Origin of the sequence: Escherichia sp. MOD1-EC4550, from assembly GCF_963876935.1 — a bacterium.
GTDB lineage: Bacteria > Pseudomonadota > Gammaproteobacteria > Enterobacterales > Enterobacteriaceae > Escherichia > Escherichia coli_F.
Genome location: NZ_CAWNSE010000014.1, coordinates 27,002 through 51,860, shown reverse-complemented (window position 1 = coordinate 51,860; position 24,859 = coordinate 27,002). Strand labels below are relative to the sequence as shown.

General features: G+C 50.0%; 17 protein-coding genes and 3 tRNA genes. 16 read left to right on the top strand and 4 right to left on the bottom strand.

The genetic code is table 11. From position 1 onward, the window contains the following. Nucleotides 1-179 precede the first annotated feature (179 nt). From AACU19_RS11715 to recD, 8 genes are all read left to right on the top strand, one after another. Nucleotides 180-650: a prepilin peptidase-dependent protein gene (locus AACU19_RS11715; protein ID WP_105278897.1), complete on the top strand. Its 471-nt coding sequence runs from the start codon at nucleotides 180-182 to the stop codon at nucleotides 648-650. Beyond that, nucleotides 641-1,204: a prepilin peptidase-dependent protein gene (locus AACU19_RS11710; protein WP_105278896.1), complete on the top strand. Its 564-nt coding sequence runs from the start codon at nucleotides 641-643 to the stop codon at nucleotides 1,202-1,204. The genes AACU19_RS11715 and AACU19_RS11710 overlap by 10 nt, the downstream gene beginning before the upstream one ends. Then, on the top strand, nucleotides 1,201-1,608 hold the full coding sequence (locus tag AACU19_RS11705) for a DUF2509 family protein (RefSeq protein WP_105278895.1): 408 nt from the start codon (nucleotides 1,201-1,203) through the stop codon (nucleotides 1,606-1,608). Before AACU19_RS11710 ends, AACU19_RS11705 begins: the two co-directional genes overlap by 4 nt. Continuing rightward, a complete protein-coding gene (locus tag AACU19_RS11700; protein WP_105278894.1) occupies nucleotides 1,593-1,916 on the top strand; it encodes a prepilin-type N-terminal cleavage/methylation domain-containing protein in 324 nt (107 codons plus the stop codon). The genes AACU19_RS11705 and AACU19_RS11700 overlap by 16 nt, the downstream gene beginning before the upstream one ends. Before the next feature lie 12 nt (nucleotides 1,917-1,928). Further along, nucleotides 1,929-5,297, top strand: coding sequence for an exodeoxyribonuclease V subunit gamma (gene recC / locus AACU19_RS11695; RefSeq protein ID WP_105278893.1), 3,369 nt, complete (start codon nucleotides 1,929-1,931; stop codon nucleotides 5,295-5,297). Between the two features lie 175 nt (nucleotides 5,298-5,472). Further along, the gene (ptrA, locus tag AACU19_RS11690) at nucleotides 5,473-8,361 is read left to right on the top strand and encodes a pitrilysin (protein WP_105278892.1); all 2,889 of its coding nucleotides are present in this window, start codon (nucleotides 5,473-5,475) and stop codon (nucleotides 8,359-8,361) included. Further along, the gene (recB, locus tag AACU19_RS11685; protein WP_105278891.1) at nucleotides 8,354-11,896 is read left to right on the top strand and encodes an exodeoxyribonuclease V subunit beta; all 3,543 of its coding nucleotides are present in this window, start codon (nucleotides 8,354-8,356) and stop codon (nucleotides 11,894-11,896) included. Before ptrA ends, recB begins: the two co-directional genes overlap by 8 nt. After that, a complete protein-coding gene (gene recD, locus AACU19_RS11680; protein WP_000775992.1) occupies nucleotides 11,896-13,722 on the top strand; it encodes an exodeoxyribonuclease V subunit alpha in 1,827 nt (608 codons plus the stop codon). Before recB ends, recD begins: the two co-directional genes overlap by 1 nt. A gap of 237 nt (nucleotides 13,723-13,959) precedes the next feature. Here the strand turns inward: recD and argA are convergent, their stop codons facing one another. Further along, a complete protein-coding gene (gene argA / locus AACU19_RS11675; protein WP_000237940.1) occupies nucleotides 13,960-15,291 on the bottom strand; it encodes an amino-acid N-acetyltransferase in 1,332 nt (443 codons plus the stop codon). Between the two features lie 230 nt (nucleotides 15,292-15,521). Between argA and amiC the strand changes: the two genes are divergently transcribed. From amiC to AACU19_RS11645, 6 genes are all read left to right on the top strand, one after another. Then, nucleotides 15,522-16,775 carry an N-acetylmuramoyl-L-alanine amidase AmiC gene (amiC, locus tag AACU19_RS11670; RefSeq protein ID WP_000016907.1) on the top strand — a complete coding sequence of 418 codons (1,254 nt, stop codon included), beginning with the start codon at nucleotides 15,522-15,524 and terminating at the stop codon, nucleotides 16,773-16,775. A gap of 257 nt (nucleotides 16,776-17,032) precedes the next feature. After that, entirely contained in the window at nucleotides 17,033-17,857 is an 825-nt protein-coding gene (locus AACU19_RS11665) for a PRD domain-containing protein (RefSeq protein ID WP_105278898.1), read from the top strand. Nucleotides 17,858-17,888: 31 nt separating this feature from the next. Next, on the top strand, nucleotides 17,889-19,469 hold the full coding sequence (locus tag AACU19_RS11660) for a PTS transporter subunit EIIC (RefSeq protein WP_000810571.1): 1,581 nt from the start codon (nucleotides 17,889-17,891) through the stop codon (nucleotides 19,467-19,469). Beyond that, nucleotides 19,469-20,644, top strand: coding sequence for a MalY/PatB family protein (locus AACU19_RS11655; protein ID WP_105278890.1), 1,176 nt, complete (start codon nucleotides 19,469-19,471; stop codon nucleotides 20,642-20,644). Before AACU19_RS11660 ends, AACU19_RS11655 begins: the two co-directional genes overlap by 1 nt. A gap of 2 nt (nucleotides 20,645-20,646) precedes the next feature. Then, nucleotides 20,647-21,243 carry a KpsF/GutQ family sugar-phosphate isomerase gene (locus AACU19_RS11650; RefSeq protein ID WP_105278889.1) on the top strand — a complete coding sequence of 199 codons (597 nt, stop codon included), beginning with the start codon at nucleotides 20,647-20,649 and terminating at the stop codon, nucleotides 21,241-21,243. 70 nt (nucleotides 21,244-21,313) lie between these two features. Next, complete coding sequence (locus tag AACU19_RS11645) at nucleotides 21,314-22,261, top strand: phosphoglycerate dehydrogenase (RefSeq protein ID WP_105278888.1); 948 nt, start codon at nucleotides 21,314-21,316, stop codon at nucleotides 22,259-22,261. Nucleotides 22,262-22,339: 78 nt separating this feature from the next. Here the strand turns inward: AACU19_RS11645 and AACU19_RS11640 are convergent. From AACU19_RS11640 to AACU19_RS11630, 3 genes are all read right to left on the bottom strand, one after another. Continuing rightward, a tRNA-Met gene (locus AACU19_RS11640) sits at nucleotides 22,340-22,416 on the bottom strand. 33 nt (nucleotides 22,417-22,449) lie between these two features. Then, nucleotides 22,450-22,526, bottom strand: a tRNA-Met gene (locus AACU19_RS11635). A gap of 33 nt (nucleotides 22,527-22,559) precedes the next feature. Further along, nucleotides 22,560-22,636: transfer RNA gene (locus AACU19_RS11630), tRNA-Met, on the bottom strand. A gap of 208 nt (nucleotides 22,637-22,844) precedes the next feature. Between AACU19_RS11630 and mltA the strand changes: the two genes are divergently transcribed. Both mltA and tcdA read left to right on the top strand, forming a co-directional pair. Further along, on the top strand, nucleotides 22,845-23,942 hold the full coding sequence (gene mltA, locus AACU19_RS11625) for a murein transglycosylase A (RefSeq protein ID WP_105278887.1): 1,098 nt from the start codon (nucleotides 22,845-22,847) through the stop codon (nucleotides 23,940-23,942). 76 nt (nucleotides 23,943-24,018) lie between these two features. Continuing rightward, nucleotides 24,019-24,825, top strand: coding sequence for a tRNA cyclic N6-threonylcarbamoyladenosine(37) synthase TcdA (gene tcdA / locus AACU19_RS11620; RefSeq protein WP_000117724.1), 807 nt, complete (start codon nucleotides 24,019-24,021; stop codon nucleotides 24,823-24,825). Nucleotides 24,826-24,859: the final 34 nt, after the last annotated feature.

The window sequence follows — 24,859 nt, the reverse complement described above, 5'->3', positions numbered from 1 at the left end:
GGCGCATTTGAAAAACCTCCGGCTATGCCGGAGGATATTTATTTACCCTCCGTTAAATTCTTCGAGACGCCTTCCCGAAATTTTGCAACCTCCTGCAACGGCGTAAATAGTCCGGAAGATGCGCCGAAGAAATAGAAACTGGCCCTCGTCTTTTTTTCTCCTCGCTCCATACTGCCGGCATGAAAACACAACGTGGTTATACGCTGATTGAAACGCTGGTCGCGATGCTGATTCTGGTCATGCTAAGCGCAAGTGGACTCTATGGCTGGCAATACTGGCAGCAGTCGCAACGGTTATGGCAAACCGCCAGCCAGGCGCGGGACTATTTGCTCTATTTACGTGAAGATGCCAACTGGCATAACCGCGACCACAGTATCAGTGTCATCAGGGAGGGGACGTTATGGTGCCTTGCGAGTTCCGCTGCTGGGGCGAATACCTGTCATGGCAGTTCACCGTTGGTCTTTGTGCCTCGCTGGCCCGAAGTCGAAATGAGCGACCTGACACCTTCGCTCACTTTCTTTGGCCTGCGCAATACCGCTTGGGCCGGACATATTCGCTTCAAAAACTCAACGGGAGAGTGGTGGCTGGTGGTTTCGCCGTGGGGAAGACTCCGGCTTTGTCAGCAAGGAGAAACAGAAGGATGCCTGTAAAAGAGCAAGGTTTTTCTTTGCTGGAAGTGTTGATTGCTATGGCGATCAGTAGCGTATTGTTGCTGGGGGCTGCACGCTTTCTGCCCGCGTTACAGCATGAAAGTTTAACGAGCACCCGTAAGCTGGCGCTGGAAGATGAAATCTGGCTGCGGGTCTTTACTGTCGCGAAGCATCTCCAGAGGGCGGGTTATTGTCATGGCAACTGTACTGGCGAAGGGCTGGAAATTGTCGGACAGGGTGACTGTATCATTGTGCAGTGGGATGCGAACAGTAACGGTATCTGGGATCGCGATCCGGTAAAAGAGTCTGACCAGATTGCATTTCGTGTGAAGGAGCATGTGCTGGAAACGCTACGCGGTGCGACATCTTGTGAAGGTAAGGGCTGGGATAAAGTGACCAACCCAGATGCCGTCGTTATCGACACTTTTCAGGTTACCCGACAGGATAACAGCGGTTTCGCGCCGGTGCTGACGGTTAATATGCACGCTGCCAGCAAGGCTGATCCACAAACCGTGGTGGATGCCAGCTATAGCGTGACAGGATTCAACCTGTGAACCGCGAAAAGGGTGTTTCGTCACTGGCTCTGGTCCTTATGCTGCTGGTTTTGGGTAGCTTGCTATTGCAAGGAATGAGTCAGCAGGATCGCAGTTTTGCCTCTCGCGTGAGCATGGAAAGTCAGTCATTGCGCCGCCAGGCCATCGTTCAGTCGACGCTAGAGTGGGGAAAAATGCACGCCTGGCAGACGCAGCCCGCAGTTCAGTGCTTACTGTACGCTGCCACCGGTGCCCGGGTTTGTCTGCGTTTAATGGCAGATAATGAAGCCTTATTGATTGCCGGTTATGAAGGCGTTTCGTTGTGGCGAACAGGCGAAGTCATCGATGGAAACATTGTTTTTTCGCCACGCGGCTGGAGCGATTTTTGTCCGCTGAAAGAGAGGGCGTTATGTCAGCTTCCCTGAAGAATCAACAAGGCTTTAGCCTGCCGGAGGTAATGTTGGCGATGGTGTTGATGGTGATGATTGTCACTGCGTTATCGGGTTTCCAGCGAACATTAATGAACAGTCTTGCCAGCAGAAACCAGTACCAACAGCTCTGGCGGCATGGCTGGCAGCAAACGCAACTGCGTGCGATTTCGCCACCTGCCCACTGGCAGGTCAACCGAATGCAGACATCGCAGGCGGGATGTGTCAGCATCAGCGTTACGCTAGTTTCACCCGAGGGCAGAGAAGGCGAGATGACCCGCCTGCATTGCCCGAATCGTCAGTAGTCAGGAGCCGCTATGTTAAGGGTCTACCATTCCAATCGTCTGGACGTGCTGGAAGCGTTGATGGAGTTTATTGTCGAACGCGAACGGCTGGACGATCCTTTCGAACCAGAGATGATTCTGGTGCAAAGTACCGGTATGGCGCAGTGGCTGCAAATGACCCTGTCGCAAAAGTTTGGTATTGCGGCAAACATTGATTTTCCGCTGCCAGCGAGCTTTATCTGGGATATGTTCGTCCGGGTGTTACCGGAGATCCCCAAAGAGAGCGCCTTTAACAAACAGAGCATGAGCTGGAAACTGATGACTCTGCTGCCGCAATTGTTGGAGCGCGAAGACTTTACCCTGTTGCGGCATTATCTGACTGACGATAGCGACAAGCGAAAACTGTTCCAGCTTTCTTCAAAAGCGGCGGACCTGTTTGACCAGTATCTGGTCTATCGTCCGGACTGGCTGGCACAGTGGGAAATAGGACATTTGGTTGAAGGGCTGGGAGAAGCACAGGCCTGGCAAGCGCCGTTGTGGAAGGCGTTGGTGGAATATACCCATCAACTCGGGCAACCGCGCTGGCACCGCGCCAATCTCTATCAGCGCTTTATCGAAACGCTGGAGTCCGCGACGACCTGCCCGCCGGGGCTACCTTCGCGCGTCTTTATATGCGGTATTTCCGCGTTACCGCCTGTTTATCTCCAGGCGCTACAGGCGCTGGGTAAACATATTGAAATCCATCTCCTGTTTACCAACCCTTGCCGTTATTACTGGGGCGACATTAAAGATCCTGCTTATCTGGCGAAACTACTGACTCGTCAGCGCCGACACAGTTTTGAAGATCGCGAATTACCGCTATTTCGCGACAGCGAAAATGCCGGACAGCTCTTTAACAGCGATGGTGAACAGGATGTCGGCAACCCGCTGTTGGCCTCATGGGGCAAGTTGGGGCGCGACTACATTTATCTCCTTTCTGACCTGGAGGGCAGCCAGGAGCTGGACGCCTTTGTCGATGTGACGCCAGATAACCTGCTGCATAACATTCAGTCTGACATTCTGGAACTTGAAAACTGCGCTGTTGCGGGTGTGAATATCGAAGAGTTTTCCCGTAGCGATAACAAACGCCTGCTTGATCCACTGGATAACAGTATCACCTTCCACGTTTGCCATAGCCCGCAGCGCGAAGTTGAAGTTTTACACGATCGCCTGCTGGCAATGCTGGAGGAAGACCCGACACTGACTCCGCGCGACATCATCGTGATGGTGGCCGACATCGACAGCTACAGTCCGTTTATTCAGGCAGTGTTTGGTAGCGCACCTGCGGATCGTTACCTGCCATACGCCATTTCCGATCGTCGGGCGCGGCAGTCGCATCCGGTACTTGAAGCGTTTATCAGCCTGTTATCGTTGCCAGACAGCCGATTTGTGTCGGAAGACGTGCTGGCATTACTGGATGTGCCGGTGCTGGCGGCGCGGTTTGACATCACCGAAGAAGGGCTGCGTTATTTACGTCAGTGGGTCAACGAGTCCGGAATTCGTTGGGGGATAGATGACGATAACGTTCGCGAGCTGGAACTCCCCGCCACCGGTCAACACACCTGGCGGTTTGGCCTGACGCGCATGTTGCTGGGCTACGCGATGGAAAGCGCGCAGGGCGAGTGGCAATCGGTTCTACCTTATGATGAATCGAGCGGCTTAATTGCAGAACTGGTGGGGCATCTGGCTTCACTGCTAATGCAGCTAAACATCTGGCGTCGCGGGCTGGCGCAGGAGCGTCCGCTGGAAGAGTGGTTGCCGGTTTGTCGCGATATGCTCAACGCCTTCTTCCTGCCGGATGCGGAAACCGAAGCGGCGATGACGCTGATCGAACAACAATGGCAGGCGATTATCGCCGAAGGTTTAGGTGCGCAGTATGGCGACGCGATGCCGTTGTCACTATTGCGTGATGAACTGGCACAACGTCTGGATCAGGAACGTATCAGCCAGCGTTTTCTCGCCGGGCCGGTTAACATTTGTACTCTGATGCCAATGCGTTCCATCCCATTCAGAGTGGTGTGCCTGCTGGGAATGAACGACGGCGTTTACCCACGCCAGCTTGCGCCATTGGGCTTTGACCTGATGAGTCAGAAACCGAAGCGTGGCGACCGTAGCCGTCGCGATGACGACCGCTATCTGTTCCTGGAAGCGTTAATTTCCGCGCAGCAAAAACTCTATATCAGCTATATCGGGCGTTCCATTCAGGATAACAGTGAACGTTTCCCGTCGGTACTGGTGCAGGAACTGATCGACTACATCGGGCAAAGCCATTATCTACCGGGCGATGAAGCGCTCAACTGTGATGAAAGCGAGGCAAGGGTAAAAGCGCATCTTACTTGCCTCCATACCCGAATGCCGTTTGATCCGCAAAACTACCAGCCAGGCGAACGACAAAGTTATGCTCGTGAATGGCTACCTGCGGCCAGCCAGGCTGGTAAAGCACATTCTGAATTTGTTCAGCCGCTGCCGTTTACCTTACCGGAAACCGTGCCGCTGGAAACGCTACAACGATTCTGGGCACATCCGGTGCGGGCATTTTTCCAGATGCGTTTGCAGGTGAACTTCCGTACCGAAGACAGCGAAATCCCCGACACCGAGCCATTTATTCTTGAAGGGCTTAGTCGTTATCAAATCAACCAGCAGTTATTGAATGCTCTGGTCGAGCAAGATGATGCCGATCGCTTGTTCCGTCGCTTCCGGGCGGCAGGGGATTTACCGTATGGCGCTTTTGGTGAAATTTTCTGGGAAACACAGTGTCAGGAGATGCAGCAGCTTGCCGACAGAGTCATTGCCTGTCGCCAACCGGGGCAAAGTATGGAAATTGATCTCGCCTGCAACGGTGTGCAAATAACGGGTTGGTTGCCGCAGGTGCAGCCGGATGGCCTGTTACGCTGGCGTCCCTCTTTATTAAGTGTGGCGCAGGGAATGCAACTTTGGCTGGAACACCTTGTCTACTGTGCCAGCGGTGGTAATGGTGAAAGTCGCCTTTTTCTACGCAAAGACGGCGAGTGGCGTTTTCCGCCGCTTGCAGCCGAACAGGCTTTACATTACCTCTCAGAACTGATTGAGGGGTATCGTGAAGGGATGTCCACGCCGCTGCTGGTGTTACCTGAAAGTGGCGGCGCGTGGCTAAAAACCTGTTATGACGCGCAAAACGATGCCATGCTGGATGACGATTCCACGTTGCAGAAAGCCCGTACGAAATTCCTTCAGGCTTACGAAGGCAACATGATGGTGCGTGGAGAAGGTGATGATATCTGGTATCAACGGCTCTGGCGACAATTAACACCAGAGACAATGGAAGCCATCGTTGAACAGTCGCAACGTTTCCTGTTACCGCTGTTTCGCTTTAATCAGTCATGAGTGCTGTATAAAAATTGCGCAATTCATCTGCTTACTTTATGATGCGCACCAGTCACGGACTGATGGTTATATAGACATAGGCTGACTCGTGCAGCACAAGATTAAATTCTGCCGGATAATTTTCGTTAACGTATTGAATCTGGTTAGAAAATAAAGTTGATAATGAGGTCCGTGAATGCCCCGCAGCACCTGGTTCAAAGCATTATTGTTGTTTGTTGCCCTTTGGGCACCCTTAAGTCAGGCAGAAACGGGATGGCAGCCGATTCAGGAAACCATCCGTAAAAGTGATAAAGATAACCGCCAGTATCAGGCTATACGTCTGGATAACGGTATGGTGGTTTTGCTGGTTTCTGACCCGCAGGCGGTTAAATCGCTCTCGGCGCTGGTGGTGCCCGTTGGGTCGCTGGAAGATCCCAAGGCGTACCAAGGGCTGGCACATTACCTTGAACATATGAGTCTGATGGGTTCGAAAAAGTACCCGCAGGCTGACAGCCTGGCTGAATACCTCAAAATGCACGGCGGTAGCCACAATGCCAGCACGGCACCGTATCGCACGGCTTTCTATCTGGAAGTTGAGAACGACGCCTTACCCGGTGCTGTAGACCGCCTGGCCGATGCTATTGCAGAACCTTTGCTCGACAAGAGATATGCCGAACGTGAGCGTAATGCGGTGAACGCTGAATTAACCATGGCGCGTACGCGTGACGGTATGCGCATGGCACAGGTCAGCGCAGAAACCATTAACCCGGCACACCCAGGTTCAAAGTTTTCTGGTGGTAACCTCGAAACTTTAAGCGACAAACCCGGCAATCCGGTACAGCAGGCGCTGAAAGATTTCCACGAGAAATATTACTCTGCCAATCTGATGAAGGCGGTTATTTACAGCAATAAACCGTTGTCGGAGTTGGCAAAAATGGCGGCGGACACTTTTGGTCGCGTGCCGAACAAAGAGAGCAAAAAACCGGAAATCACCGTGCCGGTAGTCACCGACGCGCAAAAGGGCATTATCATTCATTACGTCCCGGCGCTGCCGCGTAAAGTTCTGCGCGTTGAGTTTCGCATCGATAACAATTCAGCGAAGTTCCGTAGTAAAACGGATGAATTGATTACCTATCTGATTGGTAATCGCAGCCCAGGTACACTTTCTGACTGGCTGCAAAAGCAGGGATTAGTTGAGGGCATTAGCGCCAATTCCGATCCTATCGTCAACGGCAACAGCGGCGTATTAGCGATCTCTGCGTCTTTAACCGATAAAGGTCTGGCGAATCGCGATCAGGTTGTGGCGGCCATTTTTAGCTACCTCAATCTGTTACGCGAAAAAGGGATTGATAAACAATACTTCGATGAACTGGCGAATGTACTGGATATCGACTTCCGTTATCCGTCGATCACTCGCGATATGGATTATGTTGAATGGCTGGCGGATACCATGATTCGCGTTCCTGTTGAGCATACGCTGGACGCGGTAAATATTGCCGATCAGTACGACGCTAAAGCGGTAAAAGAACGTCTGGCGATGATGACGCCGCAGAATGCGCGTATCTGGTATATCAGCCCGAAAGAGCCGCATAACAAAACGGCTTATTTTGTCGATGCTCCGTATCAGGTCGATAAAATCAGCCCACAAACTTTCGCTGACTGGCAGAAAAAAGCCGCCAATATTGCGCTCTCCTTACCGGAGCTTAACCCTTATATTCCTGACGATTTCTCGCTGATGAAGTCAGAAAAGAAATACGACCATCCAGAGTTGATTGTGGATGAGGCGAATCTGCGTGTGGTGTATGCGCCGAGCCGGTATTTTGCCAGCGAGCCTAAAGCCGATGTCAGCCTGATTTTGCGTAACCCGAAAGCCATGGACAGCGCCCGCAATCAGGTGATGTTTGCGCTCAATGATTATCTTGCCGGACTGGCGCTTGATCAGTTAAGCAACCAGGCGTCGGTTGGTGGCATAAGTTTTTCCACCAATGCTAACAACGGCCTTATGGTTAATGCCAATGGTTACACCCAGCGCCTGCCGCAGCTGTTCCAGGCTCTGCTGGAGGGCTACTTTAGCTATACCGCTACGGAAGATCAGCTTGAGCAGGCGAAGTCCTGGTATAAACAGATGATGGATTCCGCAGAAAAGGGCAAAGCGTTCGAGCAGGCGATTATGCCCGCGCAGATGCTCTCGCAAGTGCCGTACTTCTCGCGAGATGAACGGCGCAAAATTTTGCCTTCAATCACTTTGAAAGAGGTGCTGGCCTATCGCGACGCCTTAAAATCAGGGGCTCGACCAGAGTTTATGGTTATTGGCAACATGACCGAAGCCCAGGCAACAACGCTGGCACGCGATGTGCAAAAACAGTTGGGCGCTGATGGTTCGGAGTGGTGTCGTAACAAAGATGTCGTGGTCGATAAAAAACAATCCGTCATCTTTGAAAAAGCCGGTAACAGCACCGACTCCGCACTGGCAGCGGTATTTGTACCGACTGGCTACGATGAATACACCAGCTCAGCCTATAGCTCTCTGCTGGGGCAGATCGTACAGCCGTGGTTCTACAATCAGTTGCGTACCGAAGAACAGTTGGGCTATGCCGTGTTTGCGTTTCCAATGAGCGTGGGACGTCAGTGGGGCATGGGCTTCCTGTTGCAAAGCAATGATAAACAGCCTTCATTCTTGTGGGAGCGTTACAAGGCGTTTTTCCCAACCGCAGAGGCAAAATTGCGGACGATGAAGCCAGAAGAGTTTGCGCAAATCCAGCAGGCGGTAATAACCCAGATGCTGCAGGCACCGCAAACGCTCGGCGAAGAAGCATCGAAGTTAAGTAAAGATTTCGATCGCGGCAATATGCGCTTCGATTCGCGTGATAAAATCGTGGCCCAGATAAAACTGCTGACGCCGCAAAAACTTGCTGATTTCTTCCATCAGGCGGTGGTCGAGCCGCAAGGCATGGCTATTCTGTCGCAGATTTCCGGCAGCCAGAACGGGAAAGCCGAATATGTGCATCCTGAAGGTTGGAAAGTGTGGGAGAACGTCAGCGCGTTGCAGCAAACAATGCCCCTGATGAGTGAAAAGAATGAGTGATGTCGCCGAGACACTAGATCCTTTGCGCTTGCCCTTACAGGGCGAGCGCCTGATTGAAGCCTCTGCCGGCACAGGCAAAACCTTTACGATTGCGGCGCTCTATTTGCGCCTGTTACTTGGACTAGGCGGTTCTGCCGCCTTTCCCCGCCCGCTGACCGTTGAAGAACTGCTGGTGGTGACCTTTACCGAGGCTGCCACGGCAGAATTGCGCGGTCGTATTCGTAGCAATATCCACGAGTTGCGCATCGCCTGTCTGCGTGAAACCACCGACAATCCACTGTACGAACGCCTGCTGGAAGAGATCGACGATAAAGCGCAAGCCGCGCAGTGGTTGTTGTTAGCCGAACGGCAGATGGATGAAGCGGCAGTCTTTACTATTCACGGTTTTTGCCAGCGCATGCTCAACTTGAATGCCTTTGAATCCGGCATGCTGTTTGAGCAGCAGCTGATTGAAGATGAGTCTCTGCTACGCTACCAGGCCTGCGCCGATTTCTGGCGTCGCCACTGCTACCCGCTGCCGCGTGAAATTGCCCAGGTGGTCTTTGAAACCTGGAAAGGGCCGCAGGCGTTGCTGCGCGATATTAATCGTTATCTGCAAGGCGAAGCACCGGTTATCAAAGCACCGCCGCCCGATGATGAAACGCTGGCTTCCCGCCACGCGCAAATTGTGGCGCGTATTGATACGGTAAAACAGCAGTGGCGCGACGCAGTGGGTGAACTGGATGCGCTGATCGAATCTTCTGGTATTGATCGACGCAAGTTTAACCGTAGCAATCAGGCTAAATGGATCGAGAAGATCAGTGCCTGGGCAGAAGAAGAGACCAACAGTTATCAGTTACCGGAGTCGCTGGAAAAATTCTCTCAGCGTTTCTTAGAAGATCGCACGAAAGCCGGGGGGGAAACCCCGCGACATCCACTGTTTGAGGCGATCGATCAACTGCTTGCAGAACCATTGTCGATTCGTGATCTGGTGATCACCCGCGCATTGGCTGAGATCCGCGAAACAGTAACGCGAGAAAAACGCCGCCGTGGCGAATTGGGTTTTGATGACATGTTAAGTCGGCTCGATTCCGCGCTGCGTAGCGAAAGCGGCGAGGTGTTGGCAGCGGCGATCCGTACGCGATTCCCGGTGGCAATGATTGATGAATTTCAGGATACCGACCCCCAGCAGTACCGAATTTTTCGCCGTATCTGGCACTATCAGCCGGAAACCGCTTTGTTGCTGATTGGCGACCCGAAACAGGCCATATATGCATTCCGGGGTGCGGATATCTTCACTTATATGAAGGCGCGTAGCGAAGTTCACGCCCACTACACCTTAGATACCAACTGGCGCTCCGCACCAGGAATGGTGAACAGCGTGAATAAGCTTTTCAGTCAGACTGATGACGCGTTCATGTTTCGCGAAATACCGTTTATTCCAGTGAAATCAGCCGGGAAAAATCAGGCGTTACGTTTTGTGTTTAAAGGTGAAACGCAGCCTGCGATGAAAATGTGGCTGATGGAAGGCGAAAGCTGCGGCGTTGGCGACTATCAAAGTACCATGGCGCAGGTATGTGCTGCGCAAATCCGCGACTGGCTACAAGCCGGACAGCGGGGCGAAGCGTTGCTGATGAACGGCGACGACGCGCGTCCGGTGCGTGCTTCGGACATCAGTGTGCTGGTGCGCAGCCGCCAGGAGGCCGCTCAGGTGCGCGATGCCTTAACGCTGCTGGAAATCCCTTCCGTTTACCTTTCGAACCGCGACAGTGTTTTTGAAACTCTGGAAGCGCAGGAGATGCTTTGGCTGTTGCAGGCGGTGATGACACCACAACGTGAGAACACCCTGCGCAGTGCGCTGGCAACGTCAATGATGGGGCTGAATGCGCTGGATATTGAAACGCTGAATAATGACGAACATGCGTGGGATGCGGTAGTCGAAGAGTTCGATGGTTATCGGCAAATCTGGCGCAAACGTGGCGTTATGCCGATGCTGCGGGCGCTGATGTCGGCGCGTAACATTGCAGAAAACTTGCTGGCAACAGCAGGCGGTGAGCGGCGTCTTACCGATATCTTGCATATCAGCGAATTGCTACAAGAAGCCGGAACGCAGCTGGAAAGTGAACATGCGCTGGTACGCTGGTTATCGCAACATATCCTCGAGCCAGACAGTAATGCCTCCAGCCAACAAATGCGTCTCGAAAGTGATAAACATCTGGTGCAGATTGTCACGATCCACAAATCGAAAGGGCTGGAATATCCATTGGTCTGGCTGCCGTTTATCACCAATTTCCGCGTCCAGGATCAGGCGTTTTATCACGATCGCCACTCGTTTGAGGCTGTTCTGGATCTTAATGCTGCGCCAGAAAGCGTCGACCTCGCGGAGGCCGAACGTCTGGCGGAAGATCTGCGTTTGCTTTACGTGGCGCTGACGCGTTCGGTTTGGCATTGCAGTCTCGGCGTCGCACCGCTGGTGCGCCGTCGTGGCGATAAAAAAGGTGACACCGACGTCCACCAAAGTGCGCTCGGGCGTTTGCTGCAAAAAGGGGAACCGCAAGATGCGGCAGGGCTTCGCACCTGTATTGAAGCGTTGTGCGATGAGGATATTGCCTGGCAAACGGCACAAACGGGTGATAACCAGCCCTGGCAGTTTAATGATGTTTTTACAGCAGAACTGAATGCGAGGACGCTACAACGATTGCCCGGCGATAACTGGCGTGTCACCAGCTACTCCGGTTTGCAGCAGCGTGATCACGGTATCGCTCAGGATCTGATGCCACGGCTGGATGTTGATGCCGCAGGCGTGGTCAGCGTCGTTGAAGAACCGACGTTAACACCGCATCAGTTCCCGCGCGGTGCGTCACCAGGGACATTCTTGCACAGTTTGTTTGAAGACCTCGATTTTACCCAGCCGGTTGACCCGAACTGGGTACAGGAAAAACTGGAACTCGGCGGCTTTGAATCGCAGTGGGAACCAGTGTTGACCGAGTGGATCACGGCTGTCCTCCAGGCACCTCTCAATGAAACGGGTGTTAGCCTGAATCAGCTTTCCGACCGCGATAAACAGGTGGAGATGGAGTTTTACCTGCCGATTAGTGAACCGCTCATCGCCAGCCAGCTTGATGCACTAATTCGCCAGTTTGATCCGCTATCCGCTGGCTGCCCGCCGCTGGAGTTCATGCAGGTACGCGGCATGTTAAAAGGCTTTATCGACCTGGTATTCCGCCATGAAGGGCGTTATTACCTGCTCGACTATAAATCCAACTGGCTGGGTGAAGACAGTTCGGCTTATACCCAACAGGCTATGGCAGCGGCGATGCAGGCACACCGCTATGATCTGCAATATCAGCTTTATACCCTGGCGCTGCATCGTTATCTGCGCCATCGCATTGCTGATTACGACTATGATCGTCACTTTGGCGGCGTTATCTATCTTTTCCTGCGTGGCGTTGATAAAGAACATCCGCAACAAGGGATTTACACAACCCGACCCAACGCCGGGTTGATTGACCTGATGGATGAGATGTTTGCCGGTATGACCCTGGAGGAGGCGTAATGAAATTGCAAAAGCAATTACTGGAAGCTGTGGAGCACAAACAGCTACGCCCGCTGGATGTGCAATTTGCCCTGACCGTGGCGGGAGATGAACATCCTGCCGTCACCCTCGCGGCAGCCCTGTTAAGCCACGACGCCGGGGAAGGGCATGTCTGTTTACCGCTCTCACGACTGGAAAATAACGAGGAGTCACATCCGCTGTTAGCAACCTGCGTCAGCGAAATTGGTGAGTTACAAAATTGGGAAGAATGCTTGCTGGCTTCACAAGCGGTCAGCCGGGGAGATGAACCAACGCCGATGATCCTCTGTGGTGATCGTCTTTATTTGAATCGCATGTGGTGTAACGAGCGCACAGTGGCACGCTTTTTCAACGAAGTGAATCATGCCATTGAGGTTGATGAAGCTCTACTGGCGCAAACCCTGGACAAACTTTTTCCAGTAAGCGATGAAATTAACTGGCAAAAAGTGGCGGCGGCAGTGGCGCTGACGCGGCGGATCTCGGTGATTTCCGGCGGCCCTGGCACCGGTAAAACGACCACCGTAGCGAAGTTGCTGGCAGCGTTAATTCAAATGGCAGACGGCGAACGCTGCCGTATCCGTCTGGCTGCACCAACGGGTAAAGCTGCCGCGCGCTTAACCGAATCTCTCGGCAAGGCTTTGCGCCAGTTACCGCTGACCGATGAACAAAAGAAACGCATTCCGGAAGATGCCAGCACTTTGCACCGATTGCTGGGTGCGCAGCCGGGTAGCCAGCGTTTACGTCATCATGCCGGTAACCCGCTGCATCTTGATGTGCTGGTGGTAGATGAAGCGTCAATGATCGATCTGCCTATGATGTCGAGACTGATCGACGCCTTGCCCGATCATGCCAGAGTGATCTTTCTCGGCGATCGTGATCAACTGGCCTCGGTTGAGGCTGGGGCTGTGCTGGGCGATATCTGCGCTTATGCCAACGCGGGCTTTACCGCCGAGCGTGCCGGGCAGTTGAGCCGCCTGACGGGAACTCACGTTCCGTCAGGAACTGGCACAGAAGCGGCATCTTTGCGCGACAGTCTCTGCCTGCTGCAAAAAAGCTATCGTTTCGGCAGCGATTCTGGCATTGGTCAGTTAGCTGCGGCGATCAACCGTGGTGATAAAACGGCAGTGAAAACCGTTTTTCAGCAGGATTTTACTGATATCGAAAAACGGCTTTTACAGAGCGGCGAAGACTATATTGCGATGCTTGAGGAGGCTCTTGCGGGTTACGGGCGTTATCTGGATCTGCTGCAAGCGCGTGCCGAGCCGGATTTAATCATTCAGGCGTTCAATGAATACCAGCTTTTGTGCGCCCTGCGGGAAGGACCGTTTGGCGTGGCTGGATTGAATGAGCGAATTGAGCAGTTTATGCAACAGAAGCGCAAAATTCATCGTCATCCGCACTCACGCTGGTACGAAGGCCGGCCGGTAATGATTGCCCGCAATGACAGCGCGCTTGGGTTGTTTAATGGTGATATCGGCATTGCGCTGGATCGTGGGCAGGGGACGCGCGTCTGGTTTGCGATGCCGGATGGCAATATTAAGTCTGTGCAACCGAGCCGCCTGCCAGAACACGAAACCACGTGGGCGATGACGGTACATAAATCTCAGGGATCGGAGTTTGACCATGCGGCGTTGATTTTACCGAGCCAACGCACGCCAGTTGTAACGCGAGAGCTGGTTTACACTGCGGTGACCCGCGCGCGTCGCCGTCTGTCGTTGTATGCCGATGAGCGCATATTAAGTGCGGCAATCGCCACTCGTACTGAGCGGCGCAGTGGTCTGGCGGCGTTGTTTAGTTCGCGGGAATAAACGTGATTGCCTGATGCGACGCATGCGCGTCCTGTCATGCCTCCGGGCATTGCGCATATGCGCATCTGGCGATTTCCGTCGCTTACCCTAAATCCGCCATCAACACCTTTGATTTGATGTAGGTCGGATAAGGCGTTCACGCCGCATCCGACGATGAGCGTCAATACCTGATGCGATGCTAGCGTGTTTATCATGCCTCCAGGCATTGCGCATGTCGCATCTGGCGATTTCCACCACTTACCCCAAATCCGCCATCAACACTTTGGATTTACGCTGGTAGTTGTACAACTGCTTTTTGCTCTCGGGCAGTAAATCAATATCCACCGGGGTAAATCCACGTTCCTGGAACCAGTGAATACTGCGCGTGGTCAGTACAAACAATTTGCTTAATCCGCTTTGCTTCGCCTGAGCGGCAATGCGCTCCAGCAAAACCTCGCCCCTTGATGAGCTGCGGTAATCCGGGTGAACGGCCACACAGGCCATTTCCCCAATCTTCTCTTCCGGGAACGGATAGAGTGCTGCGCAGGCAATAGTCGTGTTATCGCGCTGAATAATAGTGAATTTGTCGATTTCCATCTCCAGTTGCTCGCGAGAACGGCGTACCAGAATACCTTGCTGCTCCAGTGGGCGAATCAACTCCAGAATGCCGCCAATATCGTTGATGGTTGCGCGACGAATTTGCTCGGCGCTTTCCATCACAATCTGCGTACCGATACCGTCACGTGAGAACAACTCTTGCAACAGCGCGCCATCTTCCTGGTAACTAATTAAATGACAGCGACGTACGCCGCTGCGGCAGGCTTTCACCGCACCACGCAAAAAGCGCACCGTACCGGAGTTGTAATCGCCTTTCTCTTCCTGAGCTTCTACCCGCGCTTGTGCTTCGTTAGGGAAAAGCTCGGAGACAATATCGCCGTCGTCATTAGTGACGCCCTGTGAAGAGCAAAAACCAATCATCTTTTCAGCTTTCAGTTTGATGGCCAGTTGAGTGGCGATCTCTTCCGAGGTCAGATTAAAGCTCTCGCCAGTGACTGAAACCGCGACCGGCCCCAGCAGCACTATCGCACCGCTGTCCAGTTGACGATGAATCGCATCTTCGTCAATCCGCCGGATACGCCCGCTATGGCAGTAATCCACACCGTCATCCACGCCCAGCGGCTGGGCAATAATAAAATTGCCACTGACGACGTTGATATGCGCGCCCTGCAGCGGCGTGTTATTGAGACTCATCGACAGGCGAGCAGTAATGTCCAGTTGCAATGTTCCCGCAGCCTGCTTCACCAGTTCTAGTGTTTTGGCGTCGGTCACGCGTATATTTTTGTGATATAGCGGTTCGTGGTGATGCGCTGCCAGATTCGCATCGATCTGCGGGCGCGCTCCATAGACCACGACCAGACGGATGCCGAGGCTGTGCAGCAACCCGATATCATTAACGATACTGGAGAAATTCTCATGCTCAATGGCTTCACCGCCGAGCATGATGACAAACGTTTTTCCCCGGTGGGTATTGATATAAGGAACCGAATGGCGGAATCCCTCGACCAACTCGGTTTTACGTTCCTTCACCACGGCACACCTCTTTGCATGATTATTCGTAATTATTGTATTTTTATTCTGTTTTTTCACTGGGTGCAAGTGCAAATTTTACGCATGAGCAACTTTTTTATCAGTAATGCCGTGAATATAAAAAGAATGTTTACCGTTTATTAGATGACAGATTATGCGTCTTTCGCTAAAGTTTCCGGTCAAATTAGTCGTTTATTTGTTACACAGCTTAGGTTTTTTTGCTCGGGAGATGCATGTCGGGATCCAACACAGCAATCAGCCGTCGTCGTTTACTGCAAGGCGCGGGTGCCATGTGGCTATTGAGCGTAAGTCAGGTCAGTCTGGCTGCGGTCAGCCAGGTCGTGGCGGTGCGCGTCTGGCCTGCGTCCAGCTACACCCGTGTGACGGTAGAATCTAATCGTCAGCTGAAATATAAGCAGTTCGCGTTGAGTAACCCTGAACGCGTGGTGGTGGATATCGAAGATGTAAACCTGAACTCAGTGCTCAAGGGGATGGCGGCACAAATTCGTGCTGATGACCCGTTCATCAAGTCGGCGCGCGTCGGGCAGTTTGACCCGCAAACCGTGCGGATGGTTTTTGAGTTAAAGCAAAACGTAAAACCGCAGCTGTTTGCCCTTGCTCCGGTCGCCGGGTTTAAAGAGCGTCTGGTGATGGATCTCTATCCTGCCAATGCTCAGGACATGCAGGACCCGCTGCTGGCGCTGCTGGAGGATTACAATAAAGGCGATCTCGAAAAGCAGGTGCCGCCTGCGCAGAGTGGCCCGCAGCCAGGCAAAGCAGGGCGCGATCGTCCGATTGTCATTATGCTTGACCCTGGCCATGGCGGCGAAGACTCCGGTGCGGTGGGGAAATACAAAACGCGTGAAAAAGACGTGGTATTGCAAATTGCCCGCCGTTTGCGCTCTCTGATTGAGAAAGAGGGCAATATGAAAGTTTACATGACCCGTAATGAAGACATCTTCATTCCGTTGCAAGTGCGCGTAGCAAAAGCACAGAAACAGCGTGCTGACTTGTTTGTCTCTATTCATGCCGATGCCTTTACCAGTCGCCAGCCGAGCGGTTCCTCTGTGTTTGCGCTCTCTACCAAAGGTGCAACCAGTACCGCGGCAAAATATCTGGCGCAAACTCAGAACGCCTCGGACTTGATTGGTGGCGTGAGTAAGAGCGGCGACCGTTATGTCGACCATACTATGTTCGATATGGTGCAGTCGCTGACCATTGCCGACAGTCTGAAGTTTGGTAAAGCTGTGTTGAATAAGCTCGGTAAAATCAACAAGCTGCATAAAAATCAGGTTGAACAAGCCGGGTTTGCCGTGCTGAAAGCGCCTGATATACCCTCCATTTTGGTCGAAACGGCGTTTATCAGTAACGTTGAGGAAGAACGTAAACTGAAAACGGCAACCTTCCAGCAGGAAGTTGCGGAATCAATCCTCGCAGGGATAAAAGCGTATTTTGCCGATGGGGCGACGCTGGCGAGAAGGGGATAATGTTTTTATTTATTCAATGAATTTATATTTCGTTGAATAGATAATATTTACCTGAATATTAGACGTTGGTTTTGTGACTGATGTCGAATATTTGAATGTCGGCTTGAAAAATAAGCCGGCCATCTCTTTAATTAAGCACAATTCCGTGTAATGTATATGCATTAGTTAATCATCTTGTAACTGTTAAATCAGGCAAGGCAATGTTTGAAGTAATTATTACTTCTGACGTGCCTTGCCTTTTTTTTTGGAGCTATGGAATGATCATCGAAAAAGTCATGAACAATAATTGTGTACAGGCATCGATGAATGGACAGGAGGTTATCATTTCTGGGCCTGGCGTCGGTTACAACAAAAAATATGGAATGTCGGTCCCTGAGCATCCGGCTAACCGGATTTTTTATGTCAGAAATGAACAAAAAAATAAACTCTACAAATTGATTGAGCATGTGGATATTGAGTATGTTTTTGTTGCCGAAAAAATAGTGCAATATGCGGAGAACAATCTCGAAAAAAATCTCAATCCATCGCTACTATTGATTCTTGCTGATCATATTTCGAATGCAATATCCCGAGTCGCTTCAGGCATACAAATTAATAATGTTTTCCTTGATGAAATCAAAGCGTTGTACAAAGCAGAGTATGCGATAAGTCGCGATGCATTAACTATCATTAATGAGCAATTCAGCGTTAAACTTCCTGATGATGAGATTGGTTTTATAGCATTGCATATTTTAAATAATTATGAAAATTCAGTTGATTATGAATCAGTACGGATTATTGAGTTGTCGCAAATAATCACGGGGCTTATTGAAGTTGTTTATAACAGAAAGGTGGACAGAAGTTCATTTAATTATTCCAGGTTCATGATACACCTTAAATATTTTTCAAGTCGTGTATTATGCAATGAAAAAATAAAACAGAAAGATATTGGTGATCTCTATGAACAGTTTCTTGAGAAAGATATTCTGTTACAGCGCGCAATTCATGAAATTGAAAGGTATTTGTACACCACTTTTAAATATGAATTGATTTTGGAAGAAAAACTATATCTCTCTATTCGCACCAAAGTATTAATGGACTAATTATATATAACATTTATATGAGATAACCCGCATGAAACAAAAGAAAGCCTGGAGTTTTTTTCAGAGCCTGGGAAAGGCATTTATGTATCCCATCGCTCTGCTAAGTGTATGTGGCATGATGTTAGGGCTAGGAAGTGGTTTAGCCAGCGATGATATGGCAAAATTAATTCCACTACTGGCTATTCCCGTAATTAAAACCATTCTTGATTTTATTGTTAGCCTTGGTTTGTTTGCCTTTGTCAATTTACCTGTATTGTTTGCGATAGCTATACCTCTGGGGTTATTAAAAGAGAAAGAGGATAAAGCCTATGGCGCTTTTTCTGGCTTAATTGGTTTCATGGCGATGCATCTGGGAACGAACTTTTATCTTAAACAACATGACTTATTGGTCGCTGCTGATCAAATGTCGACACATGGGCAAACCATTATTCTGGGAATCCAGTCCTACAATACCAGTGTGTTGGGTGGGATTATAGCAGGATTATTAGTCGCCAGTATGTATAAAAAGATCGTTAACTTACGTATTCCTGAATCATTAGGATTTTATAGTGGCCCACGCCTGGTGCCTATTATTACACTGATTGTGATGAGCGGATTTGGTCTGATCATCCCTTTTATCTGGCCACCATTTTTCAATCTTTTCATGCTCATTGGCCACTGGATTTCAACTTCCGGTCCTGTTGGCTATTTTTTCTATGCAGTCGCCGAACGCGTGACGATACCTTTTGGTTTAAATCACCTGGTGACGTCAGTTTTCCGCTTTACCCCCATCGGCGGATCGGCAGTGATCGGCGGCGAAGAGTATTATGGCACCCTGAACATGTTTATGGCGTACGTCAAAGAGAATGCGGTCATTCCGCTGGATTTGGCGGGGAAAATGGAACAGGGCAAACTGATGATTCAGTATGGTCTGGCTGGTGCCGCGCTGGCGATGTATCGCACTGCTCATGCTCAAAACAGAAAAGCTATCAAAGCATTGCTTATTTCCGGGGTGCTTACAGTCATTATTGGCGGCGTCAGCGAACCGATTGAGTTTCTGTTCTTATTTGTCAGTCCACTGCTGTTTGTCTTCCATGCTTTTATGAATGGATTCGCCAACATGGTCTTGCCATATATGGGCGTGAAGATGGGATTTACTGGCGATCTGATTCAATTTATTAGCTTTGGCGTATTGCGTGGCACAAGAACAGGTTGGCCAATAGCGGTGTGTGTCGAAGTGGCCTATTTCTTTATTTATTACTTTGTGTTCCGTTGGACTATTCTCAAATTTAACCTGATGACGGTAGGCCGTGAAGAGTCCAGTCCTGTCACGCTGAATGCTCATGAGGATACGGCTATAGCGGATATCCCAACGCTTGATAAATCAGAGCTGCAAGCAGCGGAGCAGATGGTTAAGGCACTTGGTGGTAAAGAGAATATTAAATCCCTGGATAATTGCGTAACTCGTTTACGTTTAACAATCGCAGATATGGGATTGATTGACGAGGCAGCAATAAAAAGAGCTGGCGGAATTGCGGTTGTTAAACTTGATCAAAATACCCTACAAGTCATTATCGGTACTAAAGTCATCGCCTTGCGTCGGGATATGGATAACTACATGGGGATATGCTGATGGATGTTTTTAATACTCCTATTTCCCGCAAAGGAACATATTGTACCCAATGGGACTTTTGCGAGGACAGATTTGGTGTAAAAGATGTATTACCATTCTCTATTTCAGATATGGATCTTCCGATACCGGAAGCTATCATCAGGGCATTAAAAAAACGTCTGGAACACCCGATTTTAGGGTACAGCCGTTGGCAGCATGATGACTATCTGAATGCGATAGTCAATTGGTATCATCAACAATATAAAACTGAAATCAAACCAGAATGGATCACCTATAGCCCAAGCGTGATGTACTCCATTGCTAAAGCAATAGAGTTATTGACATCGCATGGTGATAATATTCTCGTTTTTACACCTGTCTATAATGCATTTTTTGATATAATTAAACATAGCGAGAGAAATATTCTGACAGCCTCTTTGATTATAAAAAATGAGGGGGGCTACGCTATCAATTGGCAAGATTTTGATCTTAAGATTCAAAGCGCAAAGATGGTGTTATTATGTAATCCTCATAACCCGACAGGAACCGTCTGGTCGGAAGAAGATCTGCATAAAATCGCTGCAAGCTGTGCAAGACATAATGTCTGGTTATGTTCAGATGAAATTCACAGTGATTTTGTTTTTAATCGTAGCTTTACATCTGCGCTTAAAATAAAAAAAGAAAAAGTAGTGGTGTTTAATTCGATATCGAAGACATTTAATGTTCCTGCGCTAACAGGATCGTATATGATTTCAACTGACGATAATTTTAATCATAAGTTCAGAACGATATCAAGATATCGCGATTTTGTAAACTCCCCATCCGTACTGAATATAATTGCAACTATTATTGCCTATAACGAATGTGAGGGATGGTTAACGTCATTAAAGGCACATATTGCCTCTAACATTCAATTCACCCAGCAGTATCTGAACGAAAATACTCCAGAATTGATCGTAAGGCCTGCTGATGGTTGCTATTTTTCGTGGATAAATTGCTCTGCTATTGGTTATCCCTTTGATGAATTCTACAGTCGATTAATTCATGAAGGCAAAGTGGGCATTATGGCGGGGAATGTCTATGGAACGGAGGGGGAGGGCTACCTTCGTCTGAACCAGGCCTGCGGTCGAGAAAAATTATATATGGGGCTTACGCGTCTTGCGAGTGTAATTAAAAATATTAATCAAGGAAAATAAAAATGGACAGCACGGATCTTATCCATCTCATTAAACATTTTATGCGTAACGAACATAAAGCAGTTGAAGAAGTTATTGATTCCCCCCTTTCGGAGGTCGCAAATTTAATTAAAGTATTACAGTCTTGTCAGGGGAAAGTTGTTTTTATTGGTGTCGGTAAGTCCGGTATTATTGCCCGAAAACTCGCCGCAACATTTGCCAGCACTGGAACTCCCTCGTTTTTTGTTCACGGTACTGAAGCCATACACGGCGATCTTGGGATGGTGGCGAAAGATGATGTTGTTATTCTTATTTCAAACAGTGGTGAGACGACAGAAATCCTGGCAACACTACCTAGTCTGAAAAAAATGGGTAATTATTTGATCTCCTTTACCCGCAGTCATCGCTCATCGCTTGCGATAAGTTGTGATTTATCCGTTGAAATTCCCGTAAAAAGTGAGGCGGATAATTTAGGTTTAGCGCCGTCATGCTCATCAACAGTCGTTCTGGTTGTTGGTGATGCGGTGGCGCTTGCGCTCTCCGAATTGAAAAAGTTTACTCGTGCTGATTTCGGCTTATATCATCCAGGAGGTGCGCTCGGTATTAAAGCAAACTCATAATTTTAGAATATAAAACAGTAACCGGTCACGCCATCTTTTGGGGGGGCGTTCATTGATGTGAGTGTCAGCTATGAAAAACGTTCTGGTCACCGTTCCCAGCTTTTCAGCGCGTTGTGTTTCTGCCAGCAAGCTGCTAAGAGAAAATCATTTTAACCTTATTATCAAGAATAATGTGGAGCATCTGGTTAAATCAGAATCCGCAGTATTACGAGAATCTATTTGCGCAGTCATTGCCGGAAAAGATTGTTATCAAGCGGATACGTTATCGCGACTACCAGGAGTGAAAATAATATCGAGATTCGGGACAGGGATTGATAATGTTGATCTTCATACGGCTCGACAATCAGGTATTGTGGTCAATAATGCTGTTGGGATTAATTCAAATGCAGTCGCGGAATTTATCATTGGTCTTATTTTTGCGAGCATGAGAAATATCCCCGGTAGCTATCATGCGATGCAAAATGGTTATTGGGGCGAGTCGCATGGCTGCGAGTTACAAGGTAAACGTATTGGCCTGCTTGGCTACGGCAATATTGGCAAAACACTGGCGAAAAGGTTATCTGGTTTTGATGTTGAGCTTTTAGCTTTTGACAAACAACCCGATTTCCAGGCCGCAGGCAAAGATGGAGTTCAGTTCGTATCAATTGAAGATATCTTTATGCAGTCTCATGTCATCATCGTTCTTTTGCCATTTTCTCCGGAGCTGGAGAACTTCATTAGTCATAAATATTTGTCGATGATGCGCAATGGTGCTCTTATCATCAACGCCGCAAGGGGAAAGTTGCTGGATGAGAGTGCTTTACTTCAGGTAATTGAAGAACGAAATGTTTTTGCAGCACTGGATGTGTTTAGCTCTGAACCGCTAGCGCAATTTAGCCCATTGCTACATGCCAGGAATATCATTACAACGCCGCATATTGCGGCCGCCACCGTTGAGTCATACCAGCAAACCGGGATATACGTTGCCAGGTCGATAATAGATTTCTTTGCAGGAAGGGAGATAAAAAACGTGCTGTGAGTTCAGCTAAGGAAGATTTCAGGTACAAAAAAACCGCAATCTGTGAAACACATTGCGGTTTATCAGCATCATAAGTGTTGGTTGCGGGGGCCGGATTTGAACCGACGACCTTCGGGTTATGAGCCCGACGAGCTACCAGGCTGCTCCACCCCGCGTCACCGTACTGCTTTACTTCATCAAATTTTGATTGGTTGCGGGGGCCGGATTTGAACCGACGACCTTCGGGTTATGAGCCCGACGAGCTACCAGGCTGCTCCACCCCGCGTCACCGTACTGCTTTACTTCATCAAATTTTAATTGGTTGCGGGGGCCGGATTTGAACCGACGACCTTCGGGTTATGAGCCCGACGAGCTACCAGGCTGCTCCACCCCGCGTCCGTGGATGCGCACTATACTCCGCTCGCGTTTTCATGCAACCTTTTTTTTACCCAGATCACGGATTTGGTATGATTTTGAGCAAAAACAAATCACTAAAGCCTGTTTTTTGTGCAAAATTTGCGTCAGGGAGAGGCTGCTCATTTCATTAAACGCGGCGGTTTGTTATCTTCATTGCGCCTTATTTTTTAAACTGAAGAAGAGAACAATGAAAGGACGTTGGGTAAAGTACCTTCTTATGGGCACGGTTGTGGCAATGCTTGCCGCCTGCTCTTCCAAACCAACCGATCGCGGACAGCAATATAAAGACGGGAAATTTACCCAGCCTTTCTCTCTGGTAAACCAGCCAGATGCCGTTGGCGCGCCAATTAACGCCGGTGATTTTGCCGAGCAAATTAACCATATCCGTACTTCGTCACCGCGTCTGTATGGCAACCAGAGTAATGTTTATAATGCGGTGCAGGAGTGGCTACGCGCAGGCGGTGATACCCGCAATATGCGTCAGTTCGGCATTGACGCCTGGCAGATGGAAGGTGCCGACAACTATGGCAACGTGCAGTTTACGGGCTATTACACGCCTGTCATTCAGGCGCGCCATACCCGTCAGGGCGAGTTCCAGTATCCTATTTACCGTATGCCGCCAAAACGTGGTCGTCTGCCGTCTCGTGCGGAGATCTACGCGGGAGCATTGAGCGATAAATACATCCTCGCTTACAGCAACTCTCTGATGGATAACTTCATTATGGATGTGCAGGGTAGCGGGTATATCGATTTTGGTGATGGCAGTCCGCTTAACTTCTTCAGCTATGCCGGAAAGAATGGTCATGCCTATCGCAGTATTGGTAAGGTGCTGATTGACCGTGGCGAAGTGAAAAAAGAAGATATGTCGATGCAGGCGATTCGTCACTGGGGTGAAACACACAGTGAAGCCGAGGTTCGCGAGCTGCTGGAACAGAACCCGTCTTTCGTCTTCTTTAAACCGCAATCTTTTGCTCCGGTGAAAGGGGCAAGTGGGGTGCCGCTGGTTGGTCGCGCTTCAGTTGCGTCCGATCGTTCCATTATCCCACCTGGTACAACCTTACTGGCAGAAGTGCCGCTGCTGGATAATAACGGCAAATTTAACGGTCAGTACGAACTACGGCTGATGGTGGCGCTGGATGTCGGTGGTGCAATCAAAGGCCAACACTTCGATATTTATCAAGGTATCGGGCCGGAAGCCGGACACCGCGCAGGTTGGTACAACCACTATGGACGTGTTTGGGTGCTGAAAACCGCCCCGGGCGCAGGTAACGTCTTTAGCGGCTGATGTGTTATTCTGTATACCGTTTTGACGGATACGACAGGGTGAGGGATAACCTCGCCCTTTTTAATTCTGAGGTGCTATGTCTGTGGTAATTAGTGATGCATGGCGTCAGCGTTTTGGTGGCACTGCGCGTCTGTATGGTGAAAAAGCGTTGCAACTGTTTGCTGATGCGCATATTTGTGTGGTCGGTATCGGTGGCGTTGGTTCCTGGGCGGCGGAAGCGTTGGCGCGTACGGGGATTGGCGCAATCACGCTTATCGATATGGATGATGTGTGCGTCACCAATACCAATCGGCAAATTCACGCGCTGCGAGATAACGTCGGGCTGGCCAAAGCGGAAGTCATGGCCGAACGTATTCGCCAGATTAACCCGGAGTGCCGTGTAACGGTGGTGGATGACTTCGTGACGCCGGATAACGTAGCGCAATATATGAGTGCCGGTTATTCGTACGTGATTGATGCCATTGATAGTGTGCGACCCAAAGCGGCGCTGATTGCTTATTGTCGGCGCAACAAAATCCCTCTGGTCACGACTGGTGGTGCTGGTGGGCAGATTGATCCGACGCAGATTCAGGTTACCGATCTGGCTAAAACGATTCAGGACCCGCTGGCGGCGAAGTTGCGCGAGCGCCTGAAAAGCGATTTTGGCGTAGTGAAAAACAGCAAAGGTAAGCTCGGCGTGGATTGCGTGTTCTCTACCGAAGCGCTGGTGTACCCGCAGTCAGACGGTACGGTTTGTGCAATGAAAGCCACGGCAGAAGGGCCGAAGCGGATGGATTGTGCATCTGGATTTGGTGCGGCGACGATGGTGACCGCCACCTTTGGTTTTGTTGCGGTTTCTCATGCGCTGAAGAAGATGATGGCGAAAGCGGCGCGTCAGGGGTAAACAATCAGGTCGGATGCGACGTGAACGTCTTATC

Coding starts and splice junctions, on each gene's coding strand:
- tcdA (WP_000117724.1), top strand. CDS start 24,019: ATGTCTGTGGTAATTAGTGATGCATGGCGTCAGCGTTTTGGTGGCACT.
- AACU19_RS11700 (WP_105278894.1), top strand. CDS start 1,593: ATGTCAGCTTCCCTGAAGAATCAACAAGGCTTTAGCCTGCCGGAGGTA.
- AACU19_RS11715 (WP_105278897.1), top strand. CDS start 180: ATGAAAACACAACGTGGTTATACGCTGATTGAAACGCTGGTCGCGATG.
- AACU19_RS11650 (WP_105278889.1), top strand. CDS start 20,647: ATGGACAGCACGGATCTTATCCATCTCATTAAACATTTTATGCGTAAC.
- mltA (WP_105278887.1), top strand. CDS start 22,845: ATGAAAGGACGTTGGGTAAAGTACCTTCTTATGGGCACGGTTGTGGCA.
- AACU19_RS11655 (WP_105278890.1), top strand. CDS start 19,469: ATGGATGTTTTTAATACTCCTATTTCCCGCAAAGGAACATATTGTACC.
- AACU19_RS11710 (WP_105278896.1), top strand. CDS start 641: ATGCCTGTAAAAGAGCAAGGTTTTTCTTTGCTGGAAGTGTTGATTGCT.
- amiC (WP_000016907.1), top strand. CDS start 15,522: ATGTCGGGATCCAACACAGCAATCAGCCGTCGTCGTTTACTGCAAGGC.
- recC (WP_105278893.1), top strand. CDS start 1,929: ATGTTAAGGGTCTACCATTCCAATCGTCTGGACGTGCTGGAAGCGTTG.
- AACU19_RS11665 (WP_105278898.1), top strand. CDS start 17,033: ATGATCATCGAAAAAGTCATGAACAATAATTGTGTACAGGCATCGATG.
- ptrA (WP_105278892.1), top strand. CDS start 5,473: ATGCCCCGCAGCACCTGGTTCAAAGCATTATTGTTGTTTGTTGCCCTT.
- AACU19_RS11660 (WP_000810571.1), top strand. CDS start 17,889: ATGAAACAAAAGAAAGCCTGGAGTTTTTTTCAGAGCCTGGGAAAGGCA.
- AACU19_RS11645 (WP_105278888.1), top strand. CDS start 21,314: ATGAAAAACGTTCTGGTCACCGTTCCCAGCTTTTCAGCGCGTTGTGTT.
- recD (WP_000775992.1), top strand. CDS start 11,896: ATGAAATTGCAAAAGCAATTACTGGAAGCTGTGGAGCACAAACAGCTA.
- recB (WP_105278891.1), top strand. CDS start 8,354: ATGAGTGATGTCGCCGAGACACTAGATCCTTTGCGCTTGCCCTTACAG.